Genomic DNA, 12,239 nt, shown 5'->3' with positions numbered 1-12,239 from the left:
GGATCGGCTGGGCCGCGAGAATGGTGGCATGCGGGGCGAAAGGCACGGCCGGACCGCCGCCATCGGGCGGTTCGTCGGACGGGTCACCAGCCTGCCCGAATTGCCGGCGGCCGGCGCGGCGCTGCTCGGCTTCGCCGCGATGGTCGAGACCGTCCTGCGCGACGCGGTTTCCAGCGCGCTGCTGCCAGCCGCGCTGCTCCTCGCCGTCTGCGCCACGGCGCCGGTGGCACTGCTGCGGAGCCGGCCGGTGTCGGCCGCCGTGATCACAACGGCGGCGGTGACGCTCACTCTGGCGTTGTACCCGCGGCCGCCGATCGCGGTGCTTGTCGCCGAGGTCGCCACGCTGTACCTGGTAGGGCGGCGCCGTCGGGCCACGGTGGCCGCCTGGTTCACACCGCCGTTCGTCGTCTACGCGCTCCTCGGCCCGCCGGGCGACGGCATCGACGGGCGGATGTTCGCGTTCGCCGTCGCGGCGGCGACCATCGGGGCAACCGGCGCGGGTGCCGCCGTGCGGGTGCGGGCTGAGGCCGCGGTCCGCGACGAGTCCAGCCAGGCGATGGCAAAGGCCCTGCTCGCGTACGCGGCGCGGGGCGAACGCGCCCGCATCGCCCGCGAGCTGCACGACGTCGTGGCTCACCACATATCGATGATCGCGGTGCAGGCGGAGACGGCCCGGCTGACCACGCCGGACCTGCCGCCCGACGGAGCGAAGCGCCTCCTCGCGATCGGCGACACGGCGCGGGCGGCGCTCACCGAGATGCGTCGGCTCCTCGGGGTCCTGCGCGACGATACCGAGGAACCCGCGGTGACCGGCCAGCGCCGCACCCCGCAGCCCGGCCTGCGGCAGCTGACCGACCTGCTCGACGAAGCACGCAACTCGACCGGGGCGGGAGCGCGACTGCTCGTGCGCGGCCGGGTCATCCCGCTCGATCCGGGGGTGCAGCTCACCACGTACCGGATCGTGCAGGAGGCGTTGACCAACGTCCGCCGGCATGCGCCCGGCGCCGCCGTCGACGTGGAACTGGCGTACACGAGCGACGCCCTGCGCGTGCGTGTCCGCGACAACGGCCCCGGGCTGGCCCCCGGACGCGCCGGCAAGGTCGGACACGGCCTGCTCGGCATGCGCGAGCGGGTCGCCACCGTCAACGGCGAGTTGTGGACCGGCTCGACGCCGAACGGCGGTGGCTTCCTGGTCGACGCGGTGCTGCCGTTGCCCAGGGAGGCGACCCCGGTCACAGCCGCGGATCACCGACGGGCCGCAACCGCCGTCGAGCCAGCCGGGACGGACGGATGAGCGAGCTGGTGCGGGTCGTCATCGCCGACGACCAGGAGGTCGTCCGGGCCGGCTTCGCCGCGCTCCTCGACACACAGCCAGACTTCACGGTGGTCGGCAGCGCCGCCGACGGCGCGGAGGCGGTGCGGATCTGCCGGGAGCGGCGACCCGACGTGGTTCTCATGGACGTGCGCATGCCGGTGATGGACGGCATCGAGGCCACCCGGCACCTCGCCGCCGCTGGAGGACCCCGTGTCCTCATCCTGACCACGTTCGACCTGGACGAGCACGTCTACGACGCCCTCGGCGCCGGAGCGAGCGGCTTCCTGCTCAAGGACGTCACCGCCGAGCGACTGTTCGACGCCGTCCGGGTCGTCGCGGCCGGCGAGGCGCTCCTCGCGCCGACGGTAACCCGGCGTCTGATCAGCGAGTTCGCGCGGATACGCCCGCGACCGCCCCTGCCCCTCACCACGCTCGGCGTGCTCACCCCACGGGAGACCGAGGTGCTGCGACTGCTCGCCGAAGGCCTGTCCAACCCGGAGATCGCGGAGCGGCTCGTGGTCGGCGACGAGACCGTCAAGACGCACGTGAGCCGGCTGCTGGGCAAGCTGGGCCTGCGGGACCGGGCGCAGGCAATCGTCGTCGCCTACGAGAGCGGCCTGGTCATCCCGCGCAGCAACCCGGGCTGACGGGTCAGTTCCCGTGGCATATCTTGCCCTTGCCCCGCTCCCGCGCGGACTGGGCGAAGGAACTCAGGGCTCTGGCAACTGGCACACCGCTGGGAAACTGACGGCGTCTGATGTTGGTGGTTGCGGTGAGTTCTCCAAAGCTACGGTCTGCGCATGCCGCCACCGCCACACCGTCCCGCGCTCCTCGTCATCGACATGCAGGACGACATGCTGTCGATCATGCACTGCCCCGAGCGCACAGTCGCAACCATCGCGAGCCTCAGCGCCAGGGCGCGCGCTTCGGGCGTTCCGGTAGTCACCATTCAACAGCAACAGTGCGGTGGCGTTTTGCCCGAACTGACGCCACAGACAGGCGAGCCGATCGTGACGAAGACGACCGCGAACGCCTTCCTGGACACCGAACTCGATGCGATGCTGCGTCGTCTCGGCGTGACCGAGATTCTGGTCACGGGCTTCGCCACGGAGAACTGTGTGGAGACGACCGCGCGCCAGGCCCTCAGCCACGGCTACGACCTGGTGCTTGTGGCGGACGGGCACACGACATCCATTCGCCCCGAACCGACAGATTTCGTTCCGCCGGACCAGTCGATCGCCCACCACAACGAGATCTACCGGCACATCGACTTCCCCGACCGCAGCGTTCGGGTTCTGTCAACGAAGGATGTTGACTTCGCGGCACCGGAACGGGCCTCGCGAGATTAGACAGGTTCCCGGCTTACGCCGGGGCCCCGTTGCCCTCTGATCCGGCCCGCTGGAGAACGCCCGCCGAGGCAATCGACGAGCAGTTACGGTTGCTCCAACCAGCAGGCGTTGCAACGACCGGTTGAACCCAGGCAATACACGTCCTGGGCCTTCGGGCAACGGCTCCGCTCAGCTGGGCTGCTCGGCTCGATGGGCTCCATCGGCGACTGCTACAACAGCATGGTCGAGTCGTTCTTCGGCTCCATGCAGCTCGAACTGCTCGACCGCCGACCCTGGGCAACCCGCCAGGAACTGGCCAACGCGATGTTCGAGTGGATCGAAGCCTGGTACAACCCGCGCCGACGCCACTCAAGCCTTGGCAACCTGTCCCCGATCGACTACGAACGACAACACACCCCGGCCGCAGCCGCGGCCTGACCATCACAGAAGAGCAGTCCGGCAAACCGGGGGAAGCTCATCTGGCCGCCGGCCGCACCACCATCAGGTCACCTGTGCGCCCCAGTTGCGCCCTTTGGGGCGGCACCGCGCGAGCGAGTCAGAGCTGGATCAAGAACCGCAGGTGTTGATGCCCTGCACAGAGGCCCGGGAGTGGCCATTTGGCGATCGCCGTGTCGGCACACGGAGGCCCCGCAGCGTGGTACGAATGCCTTAACCTCGGCGTGAAGCCGGCAGAACGGGCGGCCCGATGACGACGAGCGCGGCACGAGAGTTGCTGCGGAGACCAGGGGATCCACGGTCAAGTTTCCTGGAACTGTTCTTCGACCTCGTGTTCGTCCTCGCCCTCGCCCGGCTCTCGCAGGCGCTGCTGGATCATCTCACCTGGAGCGGTGCCTACCAGACGCTGGTGTTGCTGCTGCCCCTCTGGTGGGTCTGGTCCCGCACGTCGGGAGTAACGGACAGGTTCGACCCGCAGCGACCGTCGATACAACTGCTGGTCATCGCGTCCATGCTCGGCACTCTGGTGATGGCCGCCGCGGTGCCGGAGGCCTTCGGCGAGCGGGGCCTGGCCTTCGCGGGCGCCTACGTCGCCATCCTGATCGGCCAGGCCCTCTACTTCAAGATCGCTTTGCGTGGCCACGAGGCGCAGCGCACCTTCGTGCGGCTACTCTTCTGGTCCGGCATATCCGCGGTGCCGTGGATCGCGGGGGCTCTCGCACACGACACAGCGCGTGTGGCGCTGTGGACGCTGGCGGTGGCGGTGGATTACACGGCGACCGCACTCCGCTTGCCCACACCGGGCTTCGGCCGGGTGAGGGCAGCAGAGCTTGCGATCCTTGGCGAGCACCTGGCCGAGCGCTACCGGCAGTTCTTCATCATCGCGCTCGGCGAGTTGATCCTGGTGACCGGGCTGGCCTTTAGCAGGAGCGGATTCGAGGCTGACCGGAGCGCGGCGGCCGTGGTGTCGTTCGCGGCCATCGTGCTGCTGTGGCGGATCTACATTTATCGGGCCGGTCAGTTGTTGGCCGCAGCCCTTGCCGCGGCCCGCGACCCGCTCCGCGTCGGCCTGTTGGCGGTATACGCCCACGTGGTCATGGTGGCCGGCATCGTCGTAACCGCCGTCGGCGAGGAGGTTGTCATCGCCCACCCGCTCGTGCACACACAGCCGTCCTGGGTCGCCGTCATCCTCGGCGGACCCGCACTGTTCCTGGCCGGGCGTGCTCTCTTCGAATACCAGGTGTTCGGCCGCGTGTCCCGGGATCGGACGATTGGGCTGCTCGTGCTGGCCGCGGCGACACCGGCGATGCTCCTGGCGCCGCCATTGGTGGCCGCCCTCGCCGCCACGGCGGTCCTGGCCGGGATTGCTGTCGCCGACGCCGCGCGCGCACGTAGGCGTCCACCCGAAGCGCCGTCGCCGCCCGGGTGACATCGTGACAGGCCGCGGGTGGGAGCAGCGCGGCGTAGCGGAGGGCACATGCCGTGACCCCGATTGCGCCTTTTGCCGAGCTGAGGCCGACTTGTCGCACACCACGCCGTCCTTGTCTCGGTCGATGGGCGAAACCGGCGGCGGGCCGGCGGACAGTGAGGTGAGGTGGTTTGACCACCAGCAGAGCGGCCTCCCGTATCAGCCAGTCCATCCCCGCGACTGAATTCCCTGGTTCTTGACGCGGAGCCGCCCGGGTCAGAACGGCGGGAGATGACCGGGGGTATACGACGGATGAACGGTTTGCTGCTTCGCGCAGACGTGCACAACCTCTTCGACAAGGGCCTGATGTGGATCCCGATGTCGAGGCCCATGGTCTGCCGGGCATGAGTAAAAAACTCGGTGTCGGCGTAGTTAGGGGCGTAATGGTGGTACGTGCGCGTCAGTCCGGTACGGTCACCCGCTGCTCCGGGGTCGGCTTGCCGGCGCCCGGGAAGTGCACCTCGGTGTCGAAGGCGAGCACCCCGTAGTAACCGCCCGAGGTGTAGCCGCTGAACCGGATCGTGTAAGCGTCGCTGCCGGTCGTCGGGGTGACCGCGTGCGGGACCAGCCGGCCGCAGGACGCGGTGTGCCCGGGCCCGTTCCCGCTCGGTGAGGTGGCGGTGAGGGAGTAGTCCTGTTCGCCGGCGTGGCTGACCCGGCAGGTGATGGTCAGGCTCAGCGGCTCACGCGAGTCCGGGGTCCATCGGCCGTCGTCGTAGAAGAACGGCTCGACGAAGACGTACGGGTTGAGGTGGTAGGCGCCCGTGTCGTTCTTGCGCAGCCGCTGGGTGCAGAAGCGGAAGTTTCCCTTCGTCTTGCCGCTGCGCGAGACGTACACCTGATTGCCGGCCTGAAGGGTGCAGGTCTGCGACAGCAGGGTGTAGCCGCGGGGGAATTCCGGGGCCGGGGTGGCCCTACCGGCGGGGGCCGGGGCGGCGGCCGAGCCGGCCCGCGCTGTCGCCGACGTGCGCGGCTTGGGCGTCGGGGAGGCGCTCGCGGGCAGGTTGCTGGGCGTGGGGGTCACCGCCGTGGCGGCACTCATCGTCGCCGCCGCGGTGGGCGCCGTCGCCACGACGGTGGGCGCCGTCGCCACCACGGTGGGCGCCGGGGTGGCCCAGGCGGCTCCGGCAGCACCGGATTCGCCGCAGCCGGCAGCGCCCGTGGCGAGCAGCAGCGGCGCCAGTAGGCCGTAGCGGAGGAGCGGAGGGCGCCGCCGGACGGGTGCGCTCATCGCTGCAGCGTCGCGGTTGCGTAGCCGTCAGGATAGAACTCGTAGTAGTCGCGGTACCGGACCGTGAAGGTGGTGGTGCCGCGAGGCAGCGAGTAGGTGAGGGTGTATTTGCCGCTGACGTCCAGCTTGCTGCGCCAGAACTCCCGCTCCGCCCCGCCGTTGGTCGACGCGGTGATCCACCAGTAATTGTCGTCACCGATGGGCGAGCTCCAGGTCACGGTGAGCTGCGCGGTCTGCTTCTCCTTGCCGGTCCCGACCTGGGCGGTGACGGCCAGATCGGTGACCGGCGGCTTCGGCGGGTGCGCCGGCCCGAAGGAGTGCAGCAGCTGGGTTTCCTGGTAGGGGTCGGTCGAGGTGACCGCCCAGGCGCGGGTGCCGTCCCGGTTGACCAGCAGCGTGCCCTCCCAGAGACTGTCGCCGCTGCGGAAGTCGACGGCGTACGTCGGGACAGTGCTGCCCTTGCCGTAGAGGTAGACGTCCGCGTCACCGGAGGAGGTCGAGGCGCGGCCGATGGCGACGGTCGAGCCGTCCCCGGACCAGGCGGCGTCCTGCGGATAGACGCCGCTCGGATAGACGGTGGCGTCGGCGAGATCCGGCAGCCGGTACGAGTGGTGCTCGTACGGGTGGCCGACCGTCTCCACCACCTCGGTGCCGTCCGGGCTCACGGCGTAGTCGATGAGGTTGCTGCCGGTGTTGTCCCGCCGGGCGATGATCGTCGGGCGGTCGCCGGAGACGTCGATGACGTACGTGGTGACGGGCGAATACCCGGTGTCGCCGGCGACGAGGAGACCGGGCGCGCCGGGGCTGGCGTCGATGATCGGGTGGTAGTTGGGGCCTTCGGTGTAGACCACTGGCGGGATTCCGGGCGCGGACCAGATCAGCAGACCGCCGGAGCCGATACCGGCGTCGATGAACCCGCCGATGACCTTCTCGCCGGTCGGTTCGACCGTGTACAGGTGGGCGCCGACGGGTGCGGGATAGCTGGCGATGATGGTGAGCGTGGCGGCGTCCAACGCGATGATCCGGTTGAAGCCCTGGGCCGCGTACAGGATGCGTCCGTCGTCGCTGAGGACGAGGTCGGAGATGTCAGCGACGGCGGTGATCCGGGACAGCAGCCGACCGTCGAGGTCGGTCACCACCAGCGGCAGTCCGCCACCGACCCCCTGTGCGAGGTAGAGGCGGCCGCGCGCCTCGTCGAGCTCGATCGCGCGCAGGTCGTCCACCGGCAGCTGGACGCCGACGCTCCTCAGCGGGGCCGCCGCGGCGGCGGCCGGCGCTGCTCTCAGTAGCTCCCCGGCACTGAGCCCGATGGCCGCAGTTACCCCGGACGCCAGCAGTTGACGACGTCGCATGACACCTCCCCGTGTCGGCCAGCCGCGGTACCGACGGCCAGGCGAGATCCTAGTACCGGGCTCGCCACTGGCGTTGTACCCCACCGCCCGCCCCGCTCTTGATCTAGGTCCCGTCCACCCGCGGTGGACGATGGGGCGCACGAGCCTCCGCACGCCTCGGCCTCCTCCCAGCTCCGCGCGTTTCATCAGCGCGCCTTCGGCACCTGCCGGTTGAAGCGGGGATTGAGGGCCAGGACCAGGGCCTCCTTCGCACCCTCCGAGTTGTCGGTCTCCTGCCAGCGGACCTCGCAGCGACCCAGCCAGTCGGCGATGTCCTGCGCTGTCGCCACCGCGCCCTGCTCGTCGAGGAGCTGGACGAGCTGCTCGTGCAACACCGACGACGCGCGGTTACCGGTCAGGTGCTGCCGGAGGCGGTTGCGGAGGTTTCCGGTCCGGCTGACGTAGATCACCTGCCCCCGTCGGGGACCACGTGCACGCGGGTGCGCGGGGAGCGTCGGCGACAGCCTCCATCGTGTACGGCTGGGGAGCCGTGAAGCTGGCCAGCAGACCGTCGATCAAGGGGTCGGGCATGCACGGCGGCTACTCCGCCGTGGTTCCGCACGGGCCGTCGTGGTCATTGCGGCGTCGGCAGCGACCAGCGCCGTCGAGCTTGGCGTCACACCAGATCGGGGTACGCGGGAACTGACGGTCCTCCTCGTGGTCCTCCGCGCCATTGCGGGTGCCACCCCGCGCCGGACGAGCCGAGCAGAGATCACGGCCCTGGTGACCGCGCTCGGCGACATCACCACCGTGCTCCGCGACGCCGATCCCGCCGACAAGGCCGAGGTCTACCGGCAACTCGGTCTCCGGCTGAACTACCAGCCTGAAACGCAAACGGTGCGCGCTGCAATCGATCTCAGCGCGCACCGTGGGGTAATGGTTCGTGTCCGAGGGGCGACACGATTCATTGCCCCACCGCCGATGACGCTCGGCACGACTCTGATGCTTGCACCAGCCTAGCTGCACGGGTGACCGCTTGGCGCAACCGAGGAGGCCAGCAAGCTGAAGGTCCGGCCAGAGCCCCGGATCGGCCGCGCCAATTGGCGCTGTCGTGGTGCGGCCGTCGCGCTGTTCGCCGGACCACGCGGAGCGCCGCTCGGCGGATGGACCGTGCTCGGCCCGAAGGTGCAGCACAAGGCCGTGCTGGAGCTGCTGTCGCGCTGCGGCGGCCCGGCCGGGCTACGCAAGGCCGGCCGCCGCAAGCTCGTCGTCGCTACGTCGCATGCCCCTGAGCCGGTTCACACGTATGCCGGCGTGCTGCCCCGGCAGGGCCGGGTCAGCCGCCGCCCATGACTGGATCTGCCGCTGGCCGGCACCCGAGAGCTCGGGTGCCGCCAGGGACTGTCGTCCAGATTTTTTCTACCTTGCCATCTCGGCCCCGACATCACGCAGGTCAGGCCGAGGGCAATTCTGGCCAAGTAGGCTCAGGGTCTGGCGGGTTTCCGTACGCTGCGCTGAGTGAAATGGGCACGTTCCTTCGTCGCGCTGGCGGCGACCCTGACTGTTACGGCGTGCGATGCCGCCCGGACGCCGCCGGCCGGTGTGCCCACCCGCTCCGCCCCTGCAGGCTTCCCGTCGCCCCCCGCCGAAATCACCTTGGCCTTCGCGGGCGACGTGCACTTCGCCGGCCGTACGGCCGACCTGTTGGGCGACCCGGCGACCGCGTTCGGGTCGATCTCGTCGACCCTGCCGGCCGCAGACCTGGCGATGGTCAACCTGGAAACGGCGGTCACCACACGCGGCGCTCCCGAGCCGAAGGAGTTCCATTTCCAGGCGCCAGCAGGCGCGTATGACGCAGTAAAGGCCGCCGGCATCGACGTCGTGTCGATCGCGAACAACCACGCGTTGGACTACGGGCGGACGGGGCTGGCCGACACCGTGGACGCAGCCAGGACCGTCGGGTTGCCGGCCGTCGGGGCGGGCGCCGACGCGGCGGCGGCGTACAGGCCGTGGATCACCGAGATACGCGGTACCAGAATTGCTGTCCTCGGCTTCAGCCAGGTCTCCGAGCTGTGGTCGGAGTGGAAAGCCACCGACACCCGGGCCGGCATCGCGCTGACCCGGGACCTGCCGCGCGCCGTCGCGGCGGTGCGCGCCGCCCGGCGCCAGGCCAGCGTGGTCGTCGTCTACGTCCACTGGGGCACCGAGGGCAAGGCGTGTCCACCCGCCGAGGCTCGCGCGTTCGCTGACAAGATGGCCGAGGCGGGTGCCTCGATCGTGGTCGGCACCCACGCCCACCTACTGCTCGGCGACGGGTGGCTCGGCAAGACCTTCGTCCAGTACGGACTCGGCAACTTTCTTTGGTGGCGCGACGACGCGTACAGCAACGACACGGGGGTGCTGCGGGTGACCCTCGCCGCCTCGGCGATCTCGAAGACGGAACTGGTACCCGCGACGATCTCCCGACGCACCGGTCGACCCGAACTCGCCGACGGCGAGGACACGGCCCGGATCCGCCAGAAGTACGCGGGCCTTCACGCCTGCACCGGACTCGCCGCGAGCCCCGCCCAGTAGTCGGGCAAAGCACAGTCCGGCAATGTGGAGCACGGAGGAGTGAATCTTCAGCCGACGTCGACACGCGCAGCTTAAACCGCGCGGACCCACAGCTCCGTGAGCACCGCCGAGTGCAGCTCGTGCAGCCGTCGGCCTCATGCCACTCCCTTAAGCGGTACGCCGCGTCACTGCGGGCGGGGCTCCGTGAGGGTCCGGCTGGAGTTCGTCAGCCGCAGCCAAATGTTTCACCCGATGCACCTGCACGGGCACACCTTTGCCGTGGCCGGTGGCGGCGTCCGCAAGGACGCTGTCATCGTCGTTCCCGGCCGGACGGTCACCGTCGAATTCGACGCTGATAACCCGGGCCGCGGGATGGCCCACTGCCACAACGCCTACCACGCCGAGCCCGGCATGATGGCCACCCTCGGCTACCGGGACGGAGGCTGCCTCGACGGTCCCTATCGACAGTCCAGGCGCCTTTCGCCAAAGCGGTGCCCGAGTGGCACTGGAGGGAGCCGCTCGGGAGCGGCCGTCAGGAGACGACGGCGTCCACGACCTCGGTGGCCCGCCACTCGTGCTGGGCGTACAGCCATCCGAACGCCGACACCTGCACAGTCTGCGCGGCGACGGTCAGCGGAAGGTCCTGCCAGCCGGGGACCTCCAACAGGGCGGTGAGGAACTGCTGAGTGGCGTACTCGGGCTTCATCAAGTCCGGAACAGCGCCCCAGCCGGTGCTGGGCCGTTGCTGGAAGAGCCCGACGGAGTCGTGGTCCCAGCCGATGGCCTGGTGCGGGTAGTTCTGCGACTCCGGCAGCACGCCGCTGGCGTAGTTGTACAGGTTGCTCTCCTGCATCGCCGTGGCCACCGCGATGACGAGGGCCCGGCGGGGGACGTCCATCTTCTGCCCGGCGCGGACGATCGCCGTCGCGTTGTCCATCTGGGCCTGATCCAGCCCAGCGACCGGGGTGATCCGCTTCGGCTTCGGCTTGGGCTTCGCGGTCGCCTTGGCCGAGCGGGTGGGCTTGGTCGAGGGGGTGGGCTTGGTCGAGGGGGTGGGCTCTGCCGTCGGCGACGGGGAGCTTGAGGGGGCGGGGCTTTCGGTGACCGGGGCGACGGACTCGCGGGCCTTTCCGCGGGAGGCGGCGTCGGCTTCCGCGCGCTGGGCGATCTCGGCGCGTTGGTCGGGGGTCGGTGACTGACCGGCGGGGTTCGCGGGAATCAGGCTGAAGCCGACCAGGCCGAGGCAGCAGGCCGCACCGCTGATGATCGTCATCCGGTTCCGGCGCCGCCGGTCGGCGGCCTGGTTATCGAGACCCCCGAGGCCCGCAAGCCGGGACAGGGCGTTGGAGAAGCGGTACTTGAATCCGCTGACTGCCCAATTGGTTGGGGTGACATCGTCCGATCGGTCAGCCGGTCCGCCGAGGCCGTGGTGGTCATCGAGGTTGCCGTCGTTACGCATTGGACGAGGCTAAGCAGGGGCTACGGCAGTTACACACGGTGATCATGTGGCGATGGCCACACTTTGCCCCTCGGCAACGGGAGCCTCAGGGCCACTCCGGCGGCCACGGGGTGAACCCTCGCCGTCCGGGCGAACCGGTCATTTCCTGCGCTCACCGCAGGGCAAGGCAGGAACGACGCAGCAAGCCAGGCGCTGCCTGATGATCGGCTAGCTCAACCTTTCAGGTGATATCGGGTTCAGCCGTTCGCGAGAATGCCGATAGCAGATCGGCGAATTCGCCCCTATTTGATCCCCGCATCCCACGTCTAGTCGCAGGGGTTGCCGACGCCGTTCACGTTCACCGGAGGGGCCTGTTCGGTGCCTACGGCGATGCCGCCACGCTCCGCAGCAGGCGTGCGGCGACACCCACCGCGAGGCTGAGGGCGGCCAGCCGCCGCCGCACCCCTCGCCGACCATCGCCTACCCGGCGTGTCATACGACGGGGGTGGTCCCTGTTCGGCGATGCGAGCGCGAGGTCGCGGCAGGTCGGGACGATCCAGCGCAGGTAGTAGAACAGGCTGACCAACGTGTTCAGGAAGCCGACGACCGCAAGCCAGGCATAACCTCCATCCCACGCGGCGGTGGCCGTCGTGAGCTTGCCGACGAACACGGCGGTGGGTGGGATCGCCACCAGGCCGAGCAGCGCCACCAGCAGCGCTCCCGCCGACCCAGGGCCGCCGGACTCCCCCCTCCCCGGTGGGCGAGGTCCCCGTGCTCGGGCAGCGCCGCGGTGCTCAGCAGCTCGGCTCGTGCGGGATCGGCTGAACGCTTCGGGAGGGTGACCACTTCGGCGGCCTGCACCCAATTTGCTTCACTCCCACACCGTTAGATCCACAGTCCCGGACGTGTTGCTGCGCGGCGGGCCGGGTGACGGCCAGGTGGTCCGCTGCGGCGGGGAGAACGTCGTGTGGCAGGCGTGCCTGTACGAGGTCACGTCCGAGGTAGCACTCCGTCACGGACGTGATCTGCGGGTGTACCGACACCATCCCGATTGCTGCGAGCCGCAGGGGCGAGGCTCCGAGGACAAATGTGAGCGAGTTGTCGGACCCGACGCCCGTG

The 12,239-nt window shown here is 69.8% G+C and carries 12 protein-coding genes and 4 pseudogenes; 11 read left to right on the top strand and 5 right to left on the bottom strand.

Features of this window, described 5'->3' with window-relative positions; translation table 11 throughout:
- Nucleotides 1–28: 28 nt before the first annotated feature.
- From GA0070607_RS23750 to GA0070607_RS34210, 6 genes are all read left to right on the top strand, one after another.
- Complete coding sequence (locus GA0070607_RS23750; protein ID WP_089020150.1) at nt 29–1,294, top strand: sensor histidine kinase; 1,266 nt, start codon at nt 29–31, stop codon at nt 1,292–1,294.
- Between the two features lie 5 nt (nt 1,295–1,299).
- On the top strand, nt 1,300–1,962 hold the full coding sequence (locus GA0070607_RS23745; RefSeq protein WP_231931199.1) for a response regulator: 663 nt from the start codon (nt 1,300–1,302) through the stop codon (nt 1,960–1,962).
- Between the two features lie 153 nt (nt 1,963–2,115).
- Nucleotides 2,116–2,664, top strand: coding sequence for an isochorismatase family protein (locus tag GA0070607_RS23740; protein ID WP_089020148.1), 549 nt, complete (start codon nt 2,116–2,118; stop codon nt 2,662–2,664).
- Between the two features lie 189 nt (nt 2,665–2,853).
- Nucleotides 2,854–3,081, top strand: coding sequence for an IS3 family transposase (locus GA0070607_RS23735; protein WP_089020147.1), 228 nt, complete (start codon nt 2,854–2,856; stop codon nt 3,079–3,081).
- A gap of 268 nt (nt 3,082–3,349) precedes the next feature.
- Nucleotides 3,350–4,528, top strand: coding sequence for a low temperature requirement protein A (locus GA0070607_RS23730; protein WP_089020146.1), 1,179 nt, complete (start codon nt 3,350–3,352; stop codon nt 4,526–4,528).
- Between the two features lie 270 nt (nt 4,529–4,798).
- Nucleotides 4,799–4,915 (top strand): HNH endonuclease, encoded by a 117-nt coding sequence (locus tag GA0070607_RS34210; RefSeq protein ID WP_408630849.1) that lies wholly within the window; start codon nt 4,799–4,801, stop codon nt 4,913–4,915.
- A 52-nt stretch (nt 4,916–4,967) separates the two neighbouring features.
- Here GA0070607_RS34210 and GA0070607_RS23725 read toward each other — a convergent pair whose 3' ends face one another.
- The 3 genes from GA0070607_RS23725 to GA0070607_RS23715 all read right to left on the bottom strand — a co-directional run bounded on the left by GA0070607_RS23725 (nt 4,968) and on the right by GA0070607_RS23715 (nt 7,599).
- Nucleotides 4,968–5,798, bottom strand: a complete 831-nt coding sequence (locus GA0070607_RS23725) for a hypothetical protein (protein WP_089020145.1) — start codon at nt 5,796–5,798, stop codon at nt 4,968–4,970.
- Complete coding sequence (locus tag GA0070607_RS23720) at nt 5,795–7,150, bottom strand: hypothetical protein (RefSeq protein WP_157743234.1); 1,356 nt, start codon at nt 7,148–7,150, stop codon at nt 5,795–5,797. Before GA0070607_RS23720 ends, GA0070607_RS23725 begins: the two co-directional genes overlap by 4 nt.
- Before the next feature lie 185 nt (nt 7,151–7,335).
- Nucleotides 7,336–7,599, bottom strand: coding sequence for a GIY-YIG nuclease family protein (locus GA0070607_RS23715; protein WP_089020143.1), 264 nt, complete (start codon nt 7,597–7,599; stop codon nt 7,336–7,338).
- A 247-nt stretch (nt 7,600–7,846) separates the two neighbouring features.
- Here GA0070607_RS23715 and GA0070607_RS32520 point away from each other — a divergent pair, with 247 nt between their 5' ends.
- The 4 genes and pseudogenes from GA0070607_RS32520 to GA0070607_RS23695 all read left to right on the top strand — a co-directional run.
- The gene (locus tag GA0070607_RS32520; RefSeq protein ID WP_172899093.1) at nt 7,847–8,149 is read left to right on the top strand and encodes a hypothetical protein; all 303 of its coding nucleotides are present in this window, start codon (nt 7,847–7,849) and stop codon (nt 8,147–8,149) included.
- Nucleotides 8,150–8,299: 150 nt separating this feature from the next.
- A pseudogene (locus GA0070607_RS23705) lies at nt 8,300–8,419 on the top strand (IS110 family transposase); the annotation flags it as partial.
- A 228-nt stretch (nt 8,420–8,647) separates the two neighbouring features.
- Nucleotides 8,648–9,703, top strand: coding sequence for a CapA family protein (locus GA0070607_RS23700; protein ID WP_089020140.1), 1,056 nt, complete (start codon nt 8,648–8,650; stop codon nt 9,701–9,703).
- A gap of 159 nt (nt 9,704–9,862) precedes the next feature.
- A pseudogene (locus GA0070607_RS23695) lies at nt 9,863–10,117 on the top strand (multicopper oxidase domain-containing protein); the annotation flags it as partial.
- Between the two features lie 97 nt (nt 10,118–10,214).
- On the opposite strand, the gene GA0070607_RS23690 reads toward GA0070607_RS23695, so the two are convergent.
- Both GA0070607_RS23690 and GA0070607_RS33045 read right to left on the bottom strand, forming a co-directional pair.
- A complete protein-coding gene (locus GA0070607_RS23690) occupies nt 10,215–11,141 on the bottom strand; it encodes a peptidase M23 (protein WP_089020139.1) in 927 nt (308 codons plus the stop codon).
- 361 nt (nt 11,142–11,502) lie between these two features.
- Nucleotides 11,503–11,912: pseudogene (locus tag GA0070607_RS33045) on the bottom strand (proton-conducting transporter transmembrane domain-containing protein); the annotation flags it as partial.
- A 113-nt stretch (nt 11,913–12,025) separates the two neighbouring features.
- Here GA0070607_RS33045 and GA0070607_RS33555 point away from each other — a divergent pair.
- Nucleotides 12,026–12,214, top strand: a pseudogene (locus tag GA0070607_RS33555) (hypothetical protein); the annotation flags it as partial.
- Between the last annotated feature and the right edge of the window lie 25 nt (nt 12,215–12,239).

The organism is Micromonospora coriariae (assembly GCF_900091455.1).
Taxonomy (GTDB): Bacteria; Actinomycetota; Actinomycetes; order Mycobacteriales; family Micromonosporaceae; genus Micromonospora; species Micromonospora coriariae.
The sequence above is the reverse complement of the archived record's forward strand: the minus strand, read 5'-3'. Positions and strand labels throughout refer to the sequence as shown.